General features: G+C 38.3%; 19 protein-coding genes and 1 pseudogene. 14 read left to right on the top strand and 6 right to left on the bottom strand.

The window, feature by feature from the left end:
• Positions 1-14 precede the first annotated feature (14 nt).
• The 5 genes and pseudogenes from opp3b (at position 15) to CRO56_RS17055 (ending at position 5,750) form a co-directional block, all read left to right on the top strand.
• Complete coding sequence (gene opp3b / locus CRO56_RS17075; protein WP_097159834.1) at positions 15-944, top strand: oligopeptide ABC transporter permease; 930 nt, start codon at positions 15-17, stop codon at positions 942-944.
• Positions 944-1,969 (top strand): annotated as a pseudogene (gene opp3C / locus CRO56_RS17070) (oligopeptide ABC transporter permease). Before opp3b ends, opp3C begins: the two are co-directional and overlap by 1 nt.
• A 16-nt stretch (positions 1,970-1,985) precedes the next feature.
• Entirely contained in the window at positions 1,986-3,053 is a 1,068-nt protein-coding gene (locus CRO56_RS17065; protein WP_097159833.1) for an ABC transporter ATP-binding protein, read from the top strand.
• Positions 3,050-3,988 carry an ABC transporter ATP-binding protein gene (locus CRO56_RS17060; protein WP_097159832.1) on the top strand — a complete coding sequence of 313 codons (939 nt, stop codon included), beginning with the start codon at positions 3,050-3,052 and terminating at the stop codon, positions 3,986-3,988. Before CRO56_RS17065 ends, CRO56_RS17060 begins: the two co-directional genes overlap by 4 nt.
• Before the next feature lie 544 nt (positions 3,989-4,532).
• A complete protein-coding gene (locus CRO56_RS17055; protein ID WP_425427221.1) occupies positions 4,533-5,750 on the top strand; it encodes a putative glycoside hydrolase in 1,218 nt (405 codons plus the stop codon).
• A 127-nt stretch (positions 5,751-5,877) separates the two neighbouring features.
• On the opposite strand, the gene CRO56_RS17050 is transcribed toward CRO56_RS17055, so the two are convergent.
• The gene (locus CRO56_RS17050) at positions 5,878-6,066 is read right to left on the bottom strand and encodes a hypothetical protein (protein ID WP_097159831.1); all 189 of its coding nucleotides are present in this window, start codon (positions 6,064-6,066) and stop codon (positions 5,878-5,880) included.
• A 135-nt stretch (positions 6,067-6,201) separates the two neighbouring features.
• Here CRO56_RS17050 and CRO56_RS17045 point away from each other — a divergent pair, with 135 nt between their 5' ends.
• The 5 genes from CRO56_RS17045 (at position 6,202) to pepF (ending at position 11,810) form a co-directional block, all read left to right on the top strand.
• A complete protein-coding gene (locus tag CRO56_RS17045) occupies positions 6,202-6,777 on the top strand; it encodes a GNAT family N-acetyltransferase (protein ID WP_097159830.1) in 576 nt (191 codons plus the stop codon).
• 312 nt (positions 6,778-7,089) lie between these two features.
• A complete protein-coding gene (spxA, locus tag CRO56_RS17040) occupies positions 7,090-7,491 on the top strand; it encodes a transcriptional regulator SpxA (RefSeq protein ID WP_097159829.1) in 402 nt (133 codons plus the stop codon).
• A gap of 344 nt (positions 7,492-7,835) precedes the next feature.
• Complete coding sequence (gene mecA / locus CRO56_RS17035) at positions 7,836-8,498, top strand: adaptor protein MecA (RefSeq protein ID WP_097159828.1); 663 nt, start codon at positions 7,836-7,838, stop codon at positions 8,496-8,498.
• A 204-nt stretch (positions 8,499-8,702) separates the two neighbouring features.
• Positions 8,703-9,905, top strand: coding sequence for a competence protein CoiA (locus tag CRO56_RS17030; RefSeq protein WP_179714327.1), 1,203 nt, complete (start codon positions 8,703-8,705; stop codon positions 9,903-9,905).
• 87 nt (positions 9,906-9,992) lie between these two features.
• On the top strand, positions 9,993-11,810 hold the full coding sequence (pepF, locus tag CRO56_RS17025; RefSeq protein WP_097159826.1) for an oligoendopeptidase F: 1,818 nt from the start codon (positions 9,993-9,995) through the stop codon (positions 11,808-11,810).
• Between the two features lie 609 nt (positions 11,811-12,419).
• On the opposite strand, the gene CRO56_RS17015 is transcribed toward pepF, so the two are convergent.
• From CRO56_RS17015 to CRO56_RS17000, 4 genes are all read right to left on the bottom strand, one after another.
• Positions 12,420-13,295: a ClpXP adapter SpxH family protein gene (locus CRO56_RS17015; RefSeq protein WP_179714326.1), complete on the bottom strand. Its 876-nt coding sequence runs from the start codon at positions 13,293-13,295 to the stop codon at positions 12,420-12,422.
• Positions 13,288-13,698: a globin domain-containing protein gene (locus CRO56_RS17010; protein ID WP_097159823.1), complete on the bottom strand. Its 411-nt coding sequence runs from the start codon at positions 13,696-13,698 to the stop codon at positions 13,288-13,290. The genes CRO56_RS17015 and CRO56_RS17010 overlap by 8 nt, the downstream gene beginning before the upstream one ends.
• A 500-nt stretch (positions 13,699-14,198) precedes the next feature.
• Positions 14,199-14,801, bottom strand: coding sequence for a lytic transglycosylase domain-containing protein (locus CRO56_RS17005; protein WP_097159822.1), 603 nt, complete (start codon positions 14,799-14,801; stop codon positions 14,199-14,201).
• Positions 14,798-15,403: a CYTH domain-containing protein gene (locus CRO56_RS17000; RefSeq protein ID WP_097159821.1), complete on the bottom strand. Its 606-nt coding sequence runs from the start codon at positions 15,401-15,403 to the stop codon at positions 14,798-14,800. The genes CRO56_RS17005 and CRO56_RS17000 overlap by 4 nt, the downstream gene beginning before the upstream one ends.
• Positions 15,404-15,634: 231 nt before the next feature.
• Here CRO56_RS17000 and yjbM point away from each other — a divergent pair, with 231 nt between their 5' ends.
• The 3 genes from yjbM (at position 15,635) to CRO56_RS16985 (ending at position 18,057) form a co-directional block, all read left to right on the top strand.
• The gene (gene yjbM / locus CRO56_RS16995; protein WP_097159820.1) at positions 15,635-16,282 is read left to right on the top strand and encodes a GTP diphosphokinase; all 648 of its coding nucleotides are present in this window, start codon (positions 15,635-15,637) and stop codon (positions 16,280-16,282) included.
• A 4-nt stretch (positions 16,283-16,286) separates the two neighbouring features.
• Entirely contained in the window at positions 16,287-17,087 is an 801-nt protein-coding gene (locus CRO56_RS16990) for an NAD kinase (RefSeq protein WP_097159819.1), read from the top strand.
• A gap of 70 nt (positions 17,088-17,157) precedes the next feature.
• Positions 17,158-18,057 carry an RluA family pseudouridine synthase gene (locus tag CRO56_RS16985; protein ID WP_097159818.1) on the top strand — a complete coding sequence of 300 codons (900 nt, stop codon included), beginning with the start codon at positions 17,158-17,160 and terminating at the stop codon, positions 18,055-18,057.
• A gap of 253 nt (positions 18,058-18,310) precedes the next feature.
• On the opposite strand, the gene prpE is transcribed toward CRO56_RS16985, so the two are convergent.
• Entirely contained in the window at positions 18,311-19,051 is a 741-nt protein-coding gene (gene prpE / locus CRO56_RS16980; protein WP_097159817.1) for a bis(5'-nucleosyl)-tetraphosphatase PrpE, read from the bottom strand.
• Between the two features lie 292 nt (positions 19,052-19,343).
• Between prpE and mgtE the strand changes: the two genes are divergently transcribed.
• The gene (gene mgtE, locus CRO56_RS16975) at positions 19,344-20,708 is read left to right on the top strand and encodes a magnesium transporter (RefSeq protein ID WP_097159816.1); all 1,365 of its coding nucleotides are present in this window, start codon (positions 19,344-19,346) and stop codon (positions 20,706-20,708) included.
• The last annotated feature ends 92 nt before the right edge of the window (positions 20,709-20,800 follow it).

Here is a 20,800-nt window from a genome sequence, read left to right as displayed (position 1 = left end):
ATGGAGGTGTAAAAATGGCAAAGTATGTTACTAAGCGACTCATCTATATGTTAATTACCCTATGGATTGTCGCTACGTTCACTTTCTTCTTAATGAAGCTTCTCCCTGGTACGCCATTTTCCGCCCAAGATAAATTGTCTGAAGAACAACTAGCCATTTTAGAACAAAGATACAATTTAGACAAGCCTGTTCCTGTTCAATATGTAAGCTATTTAGGGAACCTGTTAAAAGGGGATATGGGGATATCGTTCCAATTTGATAATCGCGAAGTAACAGATTTAATCATGGATCGTGTAGGTCCTTCTATAACTTTAGGTCTGCAAGCGATTGTATTTGGAACATTATTTGGAGTTTTACTTGGAATTTTTTCGGCTCTTTATCAAAACAGCTGGATTGATTATGGGAGCACATTTATTGCAGTACTGGGCAAATCGATTCCGTCCTTTGTTTTTGCAGCCCTGCTTCAATATTTTGTAGCTGTTAAGATGGGGTGGCTTCCTGTGGGAACTTGGAAAGGCTTTTCCTACAGTATTTTGCCAACGATTTCATTAGCTATGTTCCCAATTGCCACAGCAGCCCGATTCATGAGAACTGAATTAATTGAAGTACTTGGTTCTGATTATATCCAGCTTGCTCGGGCTAAAGGTGCCAGCTCCTTTGAAATTACGGTAAGGCATGCATTAAGAAATGCTTTAATACCTCTTATTACCGTATTAGGACCTCTTGCTGTAAGTTTAATGACGGGTTCTCTTGTTATTGAAAACATTTTCTCCATTCCGGGGATAGGAGACCAGTTTGTAACTGCAATTTTGGTAAATGATTATCCGATAATTATGGGGACTACCATGCTTTTTGCTGCCTTATTTGTCTTTATCATTTTTGTAGTCGATGTTCTTTATGGAATTATTGATCCACGAATTCGTTTAGCGGGAGGGAAGTCATAATGAAATTGAATGAAGAACAACTCCCGAAATCAAGTTTTGAGCCTGTTGAAGTCAATCAAAACGAACGTGAAGTCATTGCAAAACCAAGTTTAACCTTTATGCAGGATGCCTGGAGACGGTTAAAGAAAAACAAAGGGGCAGTGGTCAGTCTATTTCTCCTGTTATTCTTTATCGTAATGGCTTTTGTTGGTCCTTATTTGAATGAATACTCATTGGAAGATCAGGATACAAACCGATCAAACCTGCCTCCTAAAATTCCAGTCCTCGAAAATATTGAATGGCTTCCATTTGATGGAAAGGTCGAGAGATATGGAGAAGAAGTAGATTTATATGCCGAACAGGGGATAGAAGAATATTTTTGGTTTGGAACTGATTCATTAGGCCGTGATATATTTACGCGAGTTTGGGAAGGAACTAAGATTTCCCTTTATATTGCTTTCTTGGCCGCTTTTATTGACATGGTGATTGGTGTTGCGTATGGCGGTATCTCTGCATATTACGGCGGCAAAGTCGATCAGGTCATGCAGCGGATCATTGAGGTATTAGTAGGAATCCCAATCTTAATTGTAGTTGTGTTAATGATCTTAATCATGAAACCAGGAATTCTTTCCATTACGATTGCCCTGACGATTACAGGGTGGACGGGAATGGCGAGGGTTGTCCGCGGACAGGTGCTGAAGCTAAAGAATCAGGAATAAGTGTTGGCATCCAAAACACTGGGAGCAAGCAACAAGCGAGTGATTATGAAGCATTTACTTCCTAATCTGGCAGGTGTCATTATTATTAACACGATGTTTACGATTCCAAATGCTATCTTTTTTGAAGCTTTCTTAAGTTTTATTGGTTTAGGACTGCAATCTCCATATGCATCACTCGGAACATTAATCGAGGATGGATATCAAGCTATGCAAATATTCCCGCATGTATTAATATTCCCAGCAGTCATTTTAAGTATCATTATGATTTGCTTCAATCTCCTAGCTGATGGCTTACGGGATGCATTCGATCCAAAAATGCGTGATTAAAGGTAGGTGAAACAGGATGGAAAATATTTTGGAAGTAAAAGATTTACACATTTCTTTCCATACCTTTGGAGGAGAAGTCAAAGCAATTCGCGGTGTAAATTTTAACCTTAAAAAAGGGGAAACGCTGGCAATAGTAGGTGAGTCTGGCTCAGGGAAATCCGTTACAACAAAATCTATTATGAAGCTATTACCCAAATCTAATTCAGAAATTAAGCAAGGACAAATCCTATTTAATGGCAAGGATTTAGTTCAGCTTTCAGATAAAAAGATGCAAAAAATCAGAGGGAAAGACATTTCTATGATCTTTCAGGATCCAATGACTTCATTAAACCCCACAATGACGGTGGGAAAACAAATTATGGAGCCTTTGTTAAAGCATCAGAACCTAAGCAAATCGGAAGCAAAAAAACGAGTAATGGAACTTTTGAAGCTTGTGGGGATTCCAAATCCTGAGGTTCGTTTTAAACAATACCCGCACCAATTTTCTGGCGGGATGAGACAGCGTGTCGTTATTGCGATTGCACTTGCCTGCAATCCGAAAATATTGATCGCAGATGAACCGACAACTGCATTGGATGTAACAATCCAAGCACAAATTTTAGAATTGATGAAAACTCTTCAGAAAAAAATCGACACCTCTATTATTTTTATTACCCATGATTTAGGGGTTGTTGCGAATGTTGCGGATCGGGTAGCGGTTATGTATGGCGGGAGAATCGTAGAAATTGGTGATGTAGACGAGATTTTTTACAATCCGCAGCATCCTTATACCTGGGGGCTTTTAAGCTCAATGCCAAGCCTGGATACGAGCGATGAGGAGCTATATGCGATTCCTGGGACACCGCCAGATTTATTAAATCCTCCTAAAGGGGACGCATTTGCCCCAAGAAATCAGTATGCATTAAAAATTGATCTTGAAAAAGAACCGCCGCTCTTTAAGGTTTCGGACACTCATTATGCGGCAACATGGCTTTTACATCCGAACGCACCTAAAGTTGAGCCGCCTCCAAGTATTCAAGAAAGACAAGCTGAATTTGCAAAAATGAAGCAAGTATCCCTGTCTAAAGGGGGAGAAACAAAATGAACCAAAACGAAAAGCTATTGGAAATCAAAAATTTAAAACAATATTTTAATAAGGGTACAGCAAGTGAAGTCCGGGCTGTTGACGGTATTTCATTTGATATTTACCGCGGTGAAACACTTGGCTTAGTCGGGGAGTCTGGCTGCGGGAAATCCACAACGGGAAGAACCATTATCAGGCTGTATGATGCAACGGACGGAGAAGTCTTGTTTAATGGTGAAAATGTTCATGGAAAAAAAAGCAAAAAGCAATTAAAAGAATTTAACAGAAAAATGCAGATGATCTTTCAAGACCCATACGCTTCACTTAACCCAAAAATGAAAGTGGCAGATATTATTGCTGAGGGAATTGACATTCATGGGTTAGCGGTCAGTGCTAAAGCACGGAAAGAGAGAGTGGAAGAACTGCTGGAAACAGTGGGGCTAAATAAAGAGCATGCAAACCGATATCCACATGAATTTTCAGGCGGACAAAGACAGAGAATCGGGATAGCTAGAGCTTTGGCTGTAAAGCCTGAATTTATTATTGCAGATGAGCCAATCTCTGCTTTAGACGTTTCAATTCAGGCTCAGGTAGTGAATCTGCTGAAAAAACTTCAAAAGGAAAAAGGGTTAACCTATCTGTTCATTGCCCATGACTTATCGATGGTCAAGTACATTAGTGACCGAATTGGAGTTATGTATTTTGGAAAACTAGTAGAACTAGCTCCTGCTGATGAACTCTATAAAAATCCATTACATCCTTATACCCAAGCATTGCTTTCTGCGATTCCACTCCCAGATCCGGAAACGGAAAGAACAAGGGTTAGAAAGCATTATGATCCTTCTATGCATCAGTATAAAGAAGGAGAAGAAGTAAAAATGAGAGAAATAACTTCAGGACATTTTGTTTATTGTTCTGAAAGAGAGTATGAACAATATCGTAAAAATGATCAATGATACGGTCTCTTTTTGGGATCGTTTTTTTTTGTGCTTAGGTACGAAAATGTAATGCTGAGTTCGGTTAAATAAGTATTGAGTCCGGTTAAATTAATCTAAGTTCTGTGAAAGACATTGGAGTTCTGTTAAAAAGGTGCGGATTACCCAAAAAAGTGCAATTTAGTTCCAAAATACAAGTGCCAAGTCCGGAATAGCGAGTGCTAAGTCCGGAATAGCGGGTGCCAAGTCCGGAATACAGTGACAGAATTCCAAACAACGGCCAGAGTCACGAAAAAATATAGTCATTTTTTTAAAACAAACAAGTATAGAACTTAAAATTAATTTAAATTTATCATTTCCAAATAGCTCTATATCACTTCTATATTTGATTCTCTGTCATATTTTTGATAGTAAAAAAGCTGCCAAAAAATGATGAGAAAGTGCTATCAATTTCCACTCGCAACCTGGCAAAAACTTGATAAAATAGAAGAAGAGACAAAAACTTTCTTCTTTCTACATATTTAGACAAAATCAGGGAGAAAAGGCACGAGAGGGGTTAATTGGCTTGGGTTGGAAAAAAATTTTTACATTAGGATTACTCTGTTTATTACTATTTCAAATCAGTCAGGCTAATATCGTATTGGCTGAAGGAGAAACTACAGCGAAAGAGGTTACGCTTCATCATACACGAGTTTTTGCGTATGAAAATAAAGAATTGCCGGAAACAGTAGCCAGATTTGTATATGACTCTGGTCTTGTCTTTGCATATCCTGATGCTGTCCGGGGAGTCTATGTGACGGGGCATTCTGCAGGCGGAAGCAGATTTGAAACATTAACAAAATTAATAGAAACAACTGATTTAAATACGATGGTTATCGATATTAAAGATGATTTTGGCAATCTTACATATGAGCCTGCTGCAGATAGTCCATATGCAAATATTGGTCAGCCATATATAAAAGATCCTCGCAAAATGCTTGAAGTAATGGAAGATAAACAAATTTACCCGATAGCTCGTATAGTGGTATTTAAAGATACTGAACTTGCCAAGATGAAACCAGAATGGTCATTTAAGCAGGACGGAAAAATATGGTTTAATGGCAGGGGAGAAGCTTTTGTAAATCCTTTTATAAAAGAAGTCTGGGATTATAATGTCGGGATTGCGATTGAAGCGGCAAAACTTGGCTTTCAAGAGATTCAATTTGACTATGTTCGTTTTCCAGAGGGGTTTGAGACCCGCGATGATATTCTTCAGTACAGTATGGGGGAATATCAGGATTTAGATATGGACAATGTGGAGAAAAGGGTCGAAGCTGTAAGTGATTTCGTAGCTTATGCTAAAGAAAAGCTAGAGCCATATGGAGTCGATGTTTCTGTTGATATATTTGGATATACGGCGACTATTCCGGCAGCCCCTGGAATTGGGCAGAACTTCACGAGAATATCTGAACATGTTGATGTGATTTCATCTATGATTTATCCAAGCCACTGGACCTCTTATTTTGGAATTGAAAAACCAGATCTTGAGCCATACCGGCTTGTAACCGAGTATATTAAAGCAGAAAACGAAAAATTATCTCAGCTTGAAACCCCACCTGTTTCCAGACCATGGATTCAAGATTTTACAGCCAGTTATTTAGGCCCAGGTAATTATCTCGAGTACGGGGTTGAAGAAGTAGAAGCACAAATTCGTGCTTTAAATGAAAATGGAATTACCGAATTCTTACTATGGGATGCAGGAAACAGTTATACTGAAGGCGTCGATTATACGCCATTGAATTAAAAGATAACTTATTTAAAAGGGTCAACCTCCAGTATGATAATATGGAGATTTGACCCTTTTTTACATGTAAAGCTAAAAATGAACGTTTATGAGGAAAGAGACCGGGTATAGGTAATTGCATGAGGTGTTAAGAGGACTTTTTCCCTCCTACTTTTCTCCAGCCGATTTGGGTTTTTGCTGTTTGATCGACAAACTTATTTTTATTCTTGCTGCCAAAAACGGTTTCTCCCAATCCATTTGTCAAAACACCCATTAAGGCTGTTAACCCAATTACAAGTACGGAGACAATAGCGAAATCTAAAAGGAACATATTCATTCTGATTCCCCCATTCTATTATTAACGTCTATTTTGAATATTCCGTCCTTTTATTCTATCGTATGTGGGAAAGTATGAAAAGCATTCCTCTAACAAATACTTCGGCTAGAAGGTAAAAAGAAAGGAGATTTTTAGATGCATTGGTACGAAAAATTAAATCAATATTTTCCAATTGAGGAAATGAAGTCTAAGGAGCACATGGAGACGTTATTAAAGGAAAGAGCAGACATTTATCATAAGGACGAAGGACCTTATCATGTCATGATGTACGCTGAATTTTCTAATTTTGTTTTTATAGATTATTTATTTGTATCAAAGGAATCAAGGGGTCAAGGGTTGGGGCACAGTTTAATTGAAAAGCTCAAAGCAAAGGGTAAACCTATTATTTTAGAAGTCGAGCCGATTAACTATGAAGATAGTGATACAGAAAAACGGCTAAAGTTTTACAAACGGGAAGGATTTCAGCATGCTCAATCAATCGGGTATGAGAGAAGATCGCTTGCAACAAAACAAATAAATCCAATGGAAATTTTGTATTGGGCTCCACATAATGAATCTGAAAAGGAAATATTCGAAGCCATGAAAAAAACCTACGAATTCATTCATACGTATAAAGATGAAGAATTCTATGGGGAGTCCTATCAGCCAGTAGAAGAAGTATTGGAATACAGCCATGCAAAAAAGGAAAATGATCTGCTCGAAAATATTTAATTGAGAATAAGGGAGAGAAATTGAAAAAAGAAACAAAGAAATCTTCGTTTTTTTATAAAAAAATGAAACTTTCTGGTGGTTGATTCGTATAAAAATAGGAAGGGTTTCATTATCGGGAAAAGTGGGTAAAGATATAACAGGAATGCATTGTTATCATTTTTTCTCAAAAAGACTACGCAAAAACTAAATTTTTGTGTATAATAATTGATAGTGATTCCTACTTTAAATTAATTTTAAAGTAAAAATGATGTTTTTTGACCTTCCGTATATTTTCAAATTTGATGAAAATGCGGTATAAGGAGTGCTGATGAAATGGTAACACTTTATACGTCACCAAGCTGCACATCATGCCGGAAAGCAAGATTATGGTTAGAAGAGAATCACATCCCGTTTATAGAAAGAAATATTATCTCTGATCCGCTATCCATTAACGAGATCAAAGAAATATTAAGAATGACTGAAGACGGAACTGATGAAATTGTATCTACCCGTTCTAAAACGTTTCAAAATTTAAAGGTAGATTTAGACACATTGCCGCTGCCGGAGCTTCTGCAGCTGATTCATGACAACCCAGGGCTTTTAAGAAGACCTATTATCATGGATGAAAAACGTCTTCAGGTTGGATATAATGAAGATGAGATACGACGCTTTCTTCCTAGAAAAGTTCGCACTTATCATCTAAAAGAAGCACAAAAGCTTGTAAACGGATTCTAGTCTTGCTTTACATGTGCAAATTAAATGCCTTCATGAACATTTGATGTCATGAAGGCATTTTCTATAAAATATTTTATAAGGAAAAGGATTTTTTCCCTTAACTTAGAAATATATAAGGAAACGGATAGACTAAGTCTAAACATAAGATGAGATCCATAGTCTTTTTGACAGTATATCGCCCAATTTACAAATGGGAAGTGTTTTTTATTCCCTTCTAGCTGGATTTATCATAAAATATAAGTACAAGGCTAAACTAGTCTTTACTTACCCTATTTTGGGCAAACTAGGAATAAGGCCGGGGGTTTAAATCCCTTCCAACCCATTCATAGAAGGGAGAGATCAGAATGGAAATTGAACGTATTAACGAGAACACCGTAAAATTCTATATTTCCTATGGGGATATAGAAGAAAGAGGCTTTGACAGAGAAGAGATTTGGTACAACAGAGAACGAAGTGAAGAACTCTTCTGGGAAATGATGGATGAAGTCCACCAGGAAGAAGAATTTATGGTCGAAGGACCGCTTTGGATCCAAGTTCAAGCTCTTGAAAAAGGTTTGGAAGTTCTCGTTACAAAAGCACAGCTTTCGAAAGATGGGCAAAAGTTTGAACTCCCACTCCCAGAAAGTAAGTTAAAGGATCTCCCTGTTGATGAACGAATTGAAGATTTATTAGACCAACACTTCCATGGCAAGAGCTCATCAACGTATGACGAGGTGGAGGAAGTCCTGGAGTTTGTGGTAGAATTTGATGACTTTGAAAATGTCATTCAGCTATCCAAACATCCTGCGGTGACACATCTTCCATCCAATCTATACGCATTTGAGGGACGCTATTTCTTATATGTCGAATTCCCAGAAGATGAGTACGAGGAAGATGAAATAGATAACTTCTTAAGCATTCTTCTTGAATTTGGAATAGAAACGAATGTGACGATTCATCGGATTGAGGAGTATGGTAAGCTGATTTTAAGTGATAATGCTCTCGAAGCGTTAACGGAATATTTTTAAAAGTCGATTTCTGCAGGAAATCGGCTTTTTTTTGTCATTTATAACCCTTTGAACAAAAAAATCGGATAGTGTTTAAAGTCAGAGTTGGTCCGTTTACCAAACAATATAAAATAGTGTAACTTCAGGCAAACTCAGTTTATTTAATGTATAGTAAAGGATTTTTCCCACAAATGGCGAAAACAATAGGAGGAGGTGAGGCATGATTTGTTCGTAGCAATAAATCAAAATGGCCATATATATTCACTTATAGGAAAGTCAAGGGAAGAAATTATTCCATTGAGGCAACAGGAATTCTATTGCCCAGGGTGCAAACAAAAAGTTCAATTAAAGATTGGTGAAATTAATCATCCGCACTTTTCTCATATTCAGTATCACCGTTGTCCGTTTGAATGGGAACCTGAATCGGAGCAGCATATAGACGGAAAACTGCTGTTACAAACATTTTTTCAGAACCTTGGCTGGAAAACCGAGTTAGAAGTATATTTGAAAGCCATTTCTCAAAAGCCGGATCTTCTCCTTAAAAAAGGAAGTCAGCAATTCGCCATTGAATACCAATGTTCTCCACTTACTCTTTCCCGTCTGCGGGAGCGGGTTGAAGGGTATTCGAGATTAGGAATCAAGCAAAAATGGTTTTTCGCTCCTTCCCTCATTAAGTCTCAGTCCTCATCCAGCAGCATATGCTTATCCGAAATTGTTATTACAGGTTTGGTTTGGAACGATCCGTATTTTCACCTCTGGTGTCTTGATCCGGATAATCGTAAATTAATATTATTCCACCACATTTTTCCCTTTTCACAAAAGAAAATATTCGCTTTACAAACTCCTTATTCACTGTTAGACCAACCGCCTCTAATAACAACCCCATCCAGCAAATCTATTATTCGATCCTGGAAGCAGGAGAGAATCAAATGGTTATTGACCCCTAATGTAAGTAAGAAATCCAGTGATCTGCAATTTTATCGGTATTTATATCAGAAATCTGTACATCGGTCGCTTCTGCCTCCATTTGTAGGAATACCTCATCTTTCTCTTCCTTATATCAAAACCCCAGCGCCGATTTGGCAAGCCTATGTATGTTTGGAACTATATCAAATCCTTCAAAGAAAGGAATCTATATCGAGGGAACATCTGATCCACCTTCTAAAAAAGCGGGTTCAAACGGGTGAAATTGAACTTAGGGATTTTTTGTTCCAGCCCTCTTCATTAGAAATTCCTGTCCTTGAATATCTGCAAATATTAGTCAATCTGCATGTATTTAGCGAAAATGAGAACCATATACTAGTGGGAAAAGAGGCGCAAACTATCATGAATGCATCCATTACTCAGGATCAGTCGATTCGGACTGTAAATGCATTTTACCGAGACCATATAGGCAGCCTATTAAAAGTATTTCGTAAATCTAAATAGTAGGCAGGATATCGATTGGTTATGGTAGAATTGTTTAAATGGTGTTTTTTTCAAAAAAAGTGGAATCACGTAGAGGGGGATTCAAGCATGACAGTAGAACAAAAAACAAAAGACTTGCCAAAAAGAGAACAAATATCCGTTGAAGAAACTTGGCGGCTAGAAGATATTTTCGCAACGGATGAAGACTGGAACCAAGAATATAAAGAGGTAGAAGCTCTGTTGCCAAAAGCGGCTGAATTTCATGGAACTTTAGGAGACAGTGCAGAGCAGCTTTATCAAGCTCTTCAATTTCAAGATGAGGTATCAAGTCGCCTTGGCAAACTTTATACATATTCTCATATGAGGTATGACCAAGATACAACGAATTCTCATTATCAAGGATTAGATGGAAAAGCTAAAACACTTTATACAAAAGCGGCCAGTGCTTTTGCATACGTGATTCCAGAAATTCTATCGATTGAAGAAGCGAAATTAGAAAAATACTTATCTGAAAATGATGACCTCAAACTTTATAAGCAACAGTTAGAGGAAATCAATAAACAGCGCCCGCATGTTCTTTCTGCAGAACAAGAAGAATTGCTGGCTCAAGCTTCAGAAGTATTAAATTCATCAAGCAGTACATTCGGTATGTTAAACAATGCTGATTTAGAGTTTCCTACAATCAAAGACGAAGACGGTAATGAAGTCCAAGTGACACATGGCCGTTATACTCGTTTTCTTGAAAGTGACGATCGCAGGGTCAGACAGGAAGCTTTTACAGCCGTCTATGATACATACGGCAAATTCCGAAATACTTTTGCCAGTACTTTAAGCGGTCAAGTAAAAAAAGACAACTTCAATGCAAGAGTTCGGAACTATAAATCGGCAAGACATGCTGCACTTTCTAACAATAACATTCCTGAAACCGTCTATGAGAACCTGGTTGAAACCATTAATAAGAACCTGCCGCTTCTTCACCGGTATGTAAGCTTGCGTAAAAAAGTGCTTGGTGTAGATGAGCTTCATATGTATGATCTTTATGCACCGCTTGTAAAAGATGTAAAAATGAAGATCTCTTACGAAGAAGCAAAAGAGATCCTTTTAAAAGGGCTTGCTCCACTCGGTGAGGATTATATTCATGTATTAAAAGAAGGATTTGATAATCGGTGGGTGGATGTCCATGAAAACAAAGGAAAACGCAGTGGTGCATACTCATCGGGTACTTACGGTACAAACCCATATATTTTGATGAACTGGCAGGATAATGTAAACAATCTATATACACTGGCACACGAATTCGGTCATTCGGTGCATAGTTACTATACCCGGAAGAATCAGCCTTTTCCATACGGAAACTATTCGATTTTTGTTGCAGAGGTTGCATCTACCTGTAATGAAGCGATTCTCAATGATTACATGTTAAAAACGATAGATGATGAGAAGAAAAGACTATACTTGCTTAACCATTATATAGAGGGATTCCGCGCTACTGTTTTCCGCCAAACTATGTTTGCTGAATTCGAGCATACGATTCATGAGAGAGCACAAGCTGAAGAAACGTTAACAGCGGATTTATTCACTGAGATCTATTATGATTTAAACAAGAAGTATTTCGGTGATGATATTGTAGTAGATGAAGAAATTGGATTGGAATGGGCGCGAATTCCGCATTTCTACTACAACTACTATGTCTATCAATATGCAACAGGTTTCAGTGCAGCTACAGCGTTAAGCAAACAAATACTCGAGGAAGGTCAGCCTGCTGTTGAACGCTATATTGAATTCTTAAAATCAGGAAGCTCTGATTATCCGATTGAAGTATTGAAAAAAGCGGGTGTTGATATGAACAGTTCAACTCCAATTGAACAAGCGTGCCAAGTGTTTGAACAGCTTTTAAATGAAATGGAAAGCCTGCTTACTAAATAATTAATGGAGGGTCTGACAATTAATAGGTCAGACCCTTTTCAACGGTATCCTTTAAATTTTTTACGCTCGTTTAAATACGAAATAATAATCAAAATGGCAATAAAAAGTATAGGTGAGCTAATATAAAGGGGGACCACATGAAGCATTCCCAGGATTTGCAGAAAGAACGCGAAAATAAAAATGAGGAACATAATAATGATTGGAAATTTGGCTAGCATAGTTGCACTTATCCTCCCATCCTTGGTGTTCTTAATTCTACTCTATGCTTGTTCTCTTTACTGAATACATAAATTCTAATGAGTCATTTAGTACAATAATCAAATATCTTTAATTTTGACAAATTTGTGAAACAATGAACGGACTACTTGCCTGTAATCCTTTACCATGATATAGTAATTAATGTGAAGTTAATCACAAGCAAACACATACCCCTTTGTTTGACCGTGAAAAATTTCTCCCATCCCCTTTGTTCGTTTGAAAAGACCCTTTGCATAATGCAAAGGGTCTTTTCTTCTATACAATTTAGCTATAAAAAGTTCGAAAGTAAGAATGAAATATAAGTTCTATTACTGGGACAAGCGGGGCCATAAAGGAATTTTTTGTTCTATTTTAGATAAAGAAATCTTTATATCGCCAAAATGTTCCATACTTTGCAGGAATTTTTTCAACTTTTTGCTTTAACATCAATTTTTTCATTTCATGTTCGACCTGCGCTTCAGACAAATTATAAACAACGGAAATTTCCTTCGTTGCTACTAATTGAAAGAAACGGAGAAAGGATTCAAGCGGTGGCGGCGGAAATGGATCTGGATGCTTATTTAACATTTCGAACAATACCTCTTTATATACCTCATACGGATAGTGTCCGGTTACTTTGATTCCTTCTTCATCTGTTTTTTGATTAAAGAAAACAAGAGTCGGGATTTCCGTTACTTCCATTTCAGAGGTAATCCTCAAATCGCATTGGAATGCATGAGCCGCACTCTCTGAGTGGATATCCTGCTGGAATAACTCCAGATCAATCCCTACAGATTTGGCACATTCAATGAGAACATCCAGATTAGAAATATTGCGTTTTTGTAAAAAGAGATTTTCTTGAAGTTTACGCAAAAACCTAGTGCCTCTTTTTTTGCCCTGTAATTCTGCCGCTTTTATCGCTACAGAAGGGAGGCTGGGTTTTGAAATCGGATCATCGAACCATAGGCTTCCATCACAAGACATTCCAGAGCGGCTTGCCGTTTTTTCCCAGGCTTGCGCAATATTTTCGGGCTTTTTCCGGAGTCCGCTATTAAGCGTAGCTAATTTTCCGCTTAAAACATGCCTTAGAGTAAAATAATGTCCATATTCTATTTGCAGTTTCTTTAAGATAGGCTCTAATCCCCAGCACTCAGGACAAAGCGGATCAATAAACACATAGATTTCAACAGGTTTCTTCTCAAGCCCTTGGCATGGCGAGACTATCGGATTTTGAAATGGATTATTCATCATCGAGATCACCACGTTCATCAGAATCTGGTGTATTAATCATATGATTCGCAGTTAAAACAAGACGAGAAAAGTATTCTTCGCGTACAGGTCCGTCTAAACCGACTTCATCCATGGCTTCGCTCATGCAGGAAAGCCAAGCCTTTGCCCGTTTTGGGGTAATCGGAAAAGGCAAGTGTCTGGCTCTCATCATCGGATGACCATGCTCTTCGGTATAAAGATTAGGACCACCAAGGTATTGAGTCTGAAACTGCTTTTGTTTACGTGCTGTTTCCGTTAAATCATCTGGAAAAATGGGAGATAAGTCCGGATGATTGTGAACACGTCGGTAAAAGGCATCAATAAGATCCGACAGCTTTTCTTTACCAATAATTTCGTAGGGGGGTTGTCTGTTCCCAATCATTCGTATAGCTCCTTTTCTAAATGTGTCTAGCGTAAGCGCCCAGCGCCTATTGGACTTATCCAGCTGCACCGCCTAGGCCCTCGAACGCTTCACCTCCTCCTACAGAAGCAAAGAACGCTTCTTTGTCGGAGGCGCAAGCGTTGTCGGGCCTGTTCGAGGCGGTTCGCTTTTAGGTTTCCCTCACCTCCGGTCGATAAGTCAACATCGTCTCCCTGACGGTCACCGTGTTTCCTTTATCTCACTGCGGCGAAAGTAAACTCCATACGCCGCTAAACGGGCGCTTGCGCTTTTCTTATTATGTTGATATTTTAACAGCGAGAATGGGATAAAACAAACAAATAGCTTATGGAATGATGGAGGAAACCAGTTTTCATTGGGGAATGGCAGCTTTTGTTAAATAATGGAGGTTCTGAGCGATTAACTTTCCAGACTTTGGCTTGAAAGGGGCGCGATCAATTAGCGGACAGAGTATTTAAAAAGAGACCTCAAATAAGGTCTCTTCAAACGGAGATTAGTTCATTATAAGTAGCCAAAACTTTTTTTACGTAGGTTTGGGTTTCGCTAAACGGGGGAATCCCGCCATACCGATCAACATTACCCGGTCCCGCATTATAGGCAGCAAGTGCTAATTGGATATCACCGTCATATTTATTAAGCATGGATTTTAAATACTTGGTTCCTCCTAAGATGTTCTGCATAGGATCATAAATATCAGTGACTCCTACACTTTTAGCGGTCTGTGGCATTAATTGCATCAGACCCTTGGCACCTGCTCTGCTGGTAGCAGAGGGGTCATAGTTGGATTCATGCTGGATTACTGCATGAATCAGCTCAGTTGGAATATTATATTGGTCAGCTGCCATATGAATGATGTCATTTATGTTTTCAGTGCCTTGAACATTGGAATCTGAAACACTTCTTCCTGAAGCAATTCCATTTAAACCATCTGCCACACTTTTTGATGGATTTACTTCTGCTGATTCGTTTAGGGACGCAACTAGTAATGTTTGAAAGATTTGCGATGAATTTACGGCTGATTCTTTTCCTTGTAATGCTTGCAGAGCTTGTATTTCCATTATTGCTTTAATATCCTGGACCTTCATTCCGTTTCAATCCTCTTTTCAGTATGCTTTTGTTTTTCTTTATAAAATCGGATTATTTTATTTTCAGCGGGTATTATTGGTATGTCGTATCGGTTTAGTAAAGAAAGAAAGGATGCTTTGCCAGCATCAATATCTGTTACTTCATATTCGATCTCATAATCCTCTTTACCGAAGTAACTGCTTTTATCAAAGACTAGTAATCCCGATTCATAGTTAATCTCAGCCCGTTCAGTTTCTAATGATCCGAATAATCGGATTTTTTCAGGCTGAAGCGGATACTTTTGCAGTTGGATGCATACATCCCCATCAGGAATGATATTCCTCCCGTTTATGAGATCTTCAGCTATGCAAGGTTCCAGTACATCTGTTGTTTCTAAAAGCCCCTGACCTAATGGCTCCTTTAGGGTTAGCTCATATTGACCATTCTTTTCGCGAATTCTGAGAGCTGCATTGTGCTGTTTCAACACAAAATTGTATGTATCAAAATAAAAATTAACTTGTTTATTAAAATTTTCGTTACCGAGATTAAATTCCTTTATTAGTTTATGAAAATCTGATTTAGTGAGCATATTTTTAAACTCAATTTCTATTTGTTGTGTCAATCGATTTGCTCACTCCTTTCTGAATGTCTACTGTTATTGTATCTTGTTTGGGCGCAGAGAACAAAGGGATTCGTCAGGAAAATGTAAAAATTATCGAATGCAGTGATTCGACTTTTCCCATGTGCAGATATCGTATGATAAAATAAAAGATGCTAAAGAGGATAAAATCATAACTTTCTTATGAAATAGAATGTTAGCCTTATTTTTCGGTAATCTGTGGAGGGGAAAGCATTGAACCATTGGGATTTGTTTCTCTCGCCTTACAAGCAAGCGGTTGATGAACTAAAGATTAAGTTAAAAGGGATTCGTGCACAATTTGAACAGGACTCATCCTTTTCTCCGATAGAATTTGTTACCGGACGGGTGAAGCCGATTGCAAGTATCCTTGATAAGGCCTTACAGAAAGGAATTCCATTAGATCGGCTTGAAGAAGAGATGCAAGATATCGCAGGTCTAAGAGTGATGTGTCAATTTGTTGACGATATTAATCGGGTTGTTAAACTTTTAAAAATGAGAAATGACTTTGAGATAGTCGAGGAAAGGGACTATATATCGCATAAGAAATCAAGCGGGTACCGCTCCTATCATGTGGTAATCAGGTATCCGGTTCAAACGATACATGGTGAAAAAAAAATATTGGTTGAAATTCAAATACGTACTCTTGCTATGAATTTTTGGGCAACCATTGAACATTCCTTGAATTACAAGTACAAAGGTCAGTTCCCAGAGGACATTAAGGTAAGATTGCAGCGTGCAGCAGAGGCAGCCTTTTTACTAGATGAAGAAATGTCACAAATCCGAGGAGAAATTCAAGACGCCCAAGCCTTTTTTTCGAGAAAAAAGGAAAATCAGAATAAAACTGATCGTAGGGATGGATGAATGAATGAAAAAATTTGCTATTACGTCCAAAGGGGATTCGAAATCCAACGTATTAACCCATAAAATTCGCACTTATTTATCTGATTTTGATCTTATTTATGATGAAGACCAGCCTGACATTGTAATTTCTGTCGGCGGTGATGGGACTCTTCTTTATGCCTTTCACAGATACAGCCGGCGCCTGGATAAAACAGCCTTTGTTGGAGTACATACGGGACATTTAGGGTTTTATGCGGACTGGACACCAGATGAATTAGAAAAGCTTGTGATTGCGATTGCGAAAACGCCATACCAAACAATCGAATATCCATTGCTGGAGGTCTTAATCCGCTATCAGCATGGCGGCAAGGAAACTACTTATTTAGCGCTAAATGAATCGACCGTTAAAAGTGTAGATGCAACCTTTGTAATCGATGTTGAAATTAGAGGGCAGCATTTTGAACGCTTTAGAGGGGACGGTTTATGCGTCTCGACCCCATCTGGAAGTACAGCTTATAATAAAGCGCTTGGTGGAGCTATTATCCATCCGTCCTTGCCTGCAATACAAATTGCAGAGATGGCATCGATTAATAATAGGGTATTCCGGACGATCGGATCGCCATTAATTTTGCCTTCTCATCATACTTGCGTGCTTAAGCCCGTGAATTCTCCTGACTTTCATATAACGGTTGATCATTTAACTTTATTGCATAAGGACGTTAAATCGATTCAATTTAGGGTAGCTGATCAAAAAGTACGGTTTGCCAGATTCCGGCCTTTTCCTTTCTGGAAGCGGGTCCATGATTCCTTTATCGGGGAAGAGTAATTTATACTGCACCCGCGCAGGTCGCTTTTAAAACTCTATTTTTGACATGATAGTAAGGGAGCAATAAGTTATGGCACCATTTCAGCTTAGATGGATCGTTCAAAAAAATGAGGAAGGTCAAGTGTTACGGGAGTTTCTATATGCAAAAGAAATTTCCCGGAGAACATTGACTGCCATAAAGTTCGAGGGTGGTAAAATCGAGGTCAATCGCAAAGAAGTGAATGTCAGATATATCTTAAAGGAAAATGATCTTGTTTCCATTCAGTTTCCAGCAGAGGTGCCAAGTGAATCTCTGACGAAAGATCCAGTTCCGCTAGACATTGTCTATGAAGATGAAAGTGTATTAGTAGTAAATAAACCTCCCGGGATTTTAACAATCCCTTCCCGTGAGCAGCCAACTCACGCAATTGCAAACGGACTGCTCAATTACTATCAAGAAAAGCAAATCGAATCGGCTGTTCATATTGTTACAAGGTTAGACCGTGACACATCAGGTCTGCTTCTTGTTGCTAAGCATCGCTATATTCATTATTTGCTTACTTTACAACAAAAAGTAAAGACATTAAAACGCAAATACGAGGCACTGGCAGAAGGAGTACTAAAGCAAGCCAATCAAACCATTATTGCTCCGATTGGCCGCAAAGAAGATAGTATTATTGAACGGAAAGTAACTGAAGATGGACAATATGCAGAAACTGAAATTTCATTAATCAGGCAATATCAGGATTTTGCGCATACTGCAGTTAAGCTGAGAACGGGCAGAACCCACCAAATTCGGGTGCATTTGTCGTATATCGGTCATCCGCTTGTCGGTGATGACCTTTATGGCGGAAGTTTAAAATGGATGAAAAGACAGGCCCTTCACTGTGTAGAACTTTCATTTATACATCCAGTAACTGGAGAAGTGAAAACATTTCACTCAGAGCTGCCAGCGGATATCAAAACATTACTTAATCAGAACAAACGATGAGACTGTCCGATACGTCTCTAAAATAAAGCAGGTGGAGAAAAATGAGTTGTTTTTCTCTACCTGCTTAAATATTTTACCTATTGCTAATGTTGTAACTATGTTGATTGGAGCGGAAGGCGGATCGCCTGAAGCGCAAATCAACAGGCAAGTTCAACACAACTTTAAAAAAAAACAAAATTAAATGGGCTACTAAAAAGTCAGTTACTAGACCTTTCTGGACAGCCCCAATTTATGAGTTTCTCTAACAGATGTTTTATTCAAGTGCCCGGAACCGATCTTCTATATAGGGCATACTGGATTCAACATCGACAATTTCCATATCCGGATAGCGAAGACTGCTTAATTTATTTCCAAAGACAGCGCCCGTATCAATATTGTAGGTTCGACCTACTTTTCTCACTTCTTTAACAGGCGTATGCCCGTAAACAATCCAAGCCTCCCCTTTATAATGGACAGCCCAATCTTTTCGAACCGGTCTGCCGTTTTCGTGTGTTTCTCCAGTAATGTCTCCATATAATACAAATGTTTTTACCTTGGCACTGTTTTTTCCAATTAATGACTCTTTAATACCAGCGTGAGCTAAAATGAGTTTCCCGTTATCTAATATTTGATAAAGAGGAGCATCCTCATAAAGTTTTATAAATTTCTGTTTAATTTGTGTTTGTTTACTTGGATCTAAAGCTTGCCATTCTGCAACTGTCGTTTCTAATCCATGTGTTATTTGAACTTTGTTGCCTAAAAAGAAGCGATAGAGCTTGTTACAATGGTTTCCTGGCACATAAAAGGCATCTTTCTTTTCACAAACAAGAGTATAGACAATTTCTATAACCTGCAGCGAGTTAGGGCCCCGATCCGTTAAGTCTCCAATAAATGCCAATTTTCTCCCCTTTGGATGGATAGGAAATCCTGTTTCCCAGCTATAGTCCAGCTTCTTAGTAAGCCTGACGAATTCATCGAAACAACCGTGAATATCACCGATTATATCTATGTTCAAAACGAACCCTCCCATAAATATTTTACGTATATCCAATTTTTATGTATCATTTGGTAGGTGTTTAGTATTTATGAATACAGGGAATTGCACTATGGAATTTGCCGAAGCTCATGATAATGAAAAACAGTAACCTTACAAACAATAGGTATATCATTCCCTATTTAATTTCAAAGGAATCTTTTGTAATGTGATTTTAAAATGAAATCCTATTAAGGTAAACATACATTTGTTACAATAAAAAATTGATTCCGATGCAGCAATTTGGATTTTAGACTAAGGGAGGGGGAGAGGTATGACAGGACTTACGAATGAAAAAGAAAATCAAATAATCGAGCGGAGTCTGATTAAGTATCTTCGAGAGAATCAGGTCAAACAATTTAGAGAAGAATTTCTTGAACTCCATCCCTATGATCAGGCTAGTTTTTTCAGTGAAATCGATGAACAAGATAGACACCTGTTGTATCATTATTTATCTCCTAAAGAAATGGCAGAGCTTTTTGAAAATGTAGGTCTTGAGAAAGAGCAGATTCAGGTTTACCTTTCCGAAATGGATCCGAATTATGCTGCAGATATGTTTTCAAATATGTATGCCGACGATGCAGTTGACGTGTTAAATGAGCTAGATAAGGATCAAGTGGCACGTTTCTTGAAAATAATGGATAAAGATGCAGCAAATGAAATTAAAGATTTGCTGCATTATGAAGAATATACAGCCGGAAGTATTATGACGACCGAGTATATTAAAATCGAAGCAAACCAGACTGTTCGTTCGGCCATGTATATTTTAAAAAAGGAAGCACCTACTGCAGAAACGATTTATTACGTCTATGTAGTGGATCAAGATGAGAAGTTAGTAGGAGTTTTGTCACTGCGCGATTTAATCATTAGTGATGATGATACGATGATATCAGAAATTATGTATGAGCGGGTTGTCTCAGTAAGTGTTTCGACTGACCAAGAAGAAGCAGCCCGAATGATGAAGGACTATGATTTTCTTGCCTTGCCTGTTGTTGATGATACCGAAAGATTAGTGGGTATTATAACAGTTGACGATATTATCGACGTTTTAGAAGAAGAAGCATCTGAGGATTATTCAAAGTTTGCTGCGATTTCCGATGTAGACATCTTAGACAGAAGCCCATTGGCAGCAGCGAAAAAAAGACTGCCTTGGTTGATTATCTTGCTGTTTTTAGGGATGATGACTGCCAGCCTTATTGGAATTTTTGAGGCCACATTAGAAAAAGTCGCGGTATTAGCTATTTTTATTCCTCTAATTGCGGGAATGGCTGGAAACTCTGGAACGCAAGCCTTAGCTGTTGCGGTCAGAGGAATTTCAACAGGTGAAATTCAGAAAGAAACTGTACAAAAGCTGGTCGCAAGGGAAGCAGGTACAGGTTTCATAACCGGTCTTACTTGTGGTTTGATTGTTATGATTCTGGTATCAATCTGGCAAAATAATGTCGGTCTAGGTATACTAGTGGGAATATCGATTGCTGGATCTCTATTTGTTGCTACTTTAGCAGGCACATTAGTTCCGCTGATCATGCACAAATTTAAAATAGACCCTGCTGTTGCGTCCGGTCCTTTTATCACGACTATTAATGACCTGATCAGTATTCTTATTTATTTTGGCCTTGCAAGTATATTGATTCTTTAGGAAACTTCGGTAAATCAGAATAAGAAAATATGGAGACACCTTGGCTCCCGGGTCAAGTTTTCTTTTTAAACTGTGATTGATGTAAGGAGGTA

The sequence above is a fragment of the Bacillus oleivorans genome (genome assembly GCF_900207585.1).
Lineage (GTDB): Bacteria > Bacillota > Bacilli > Bacillales > JC228 > Bacillus_BF > Bacillus_BF oleivorans.
This window is presented reverse-complemented; position numbering and strand designations above follow the sequence as displayed.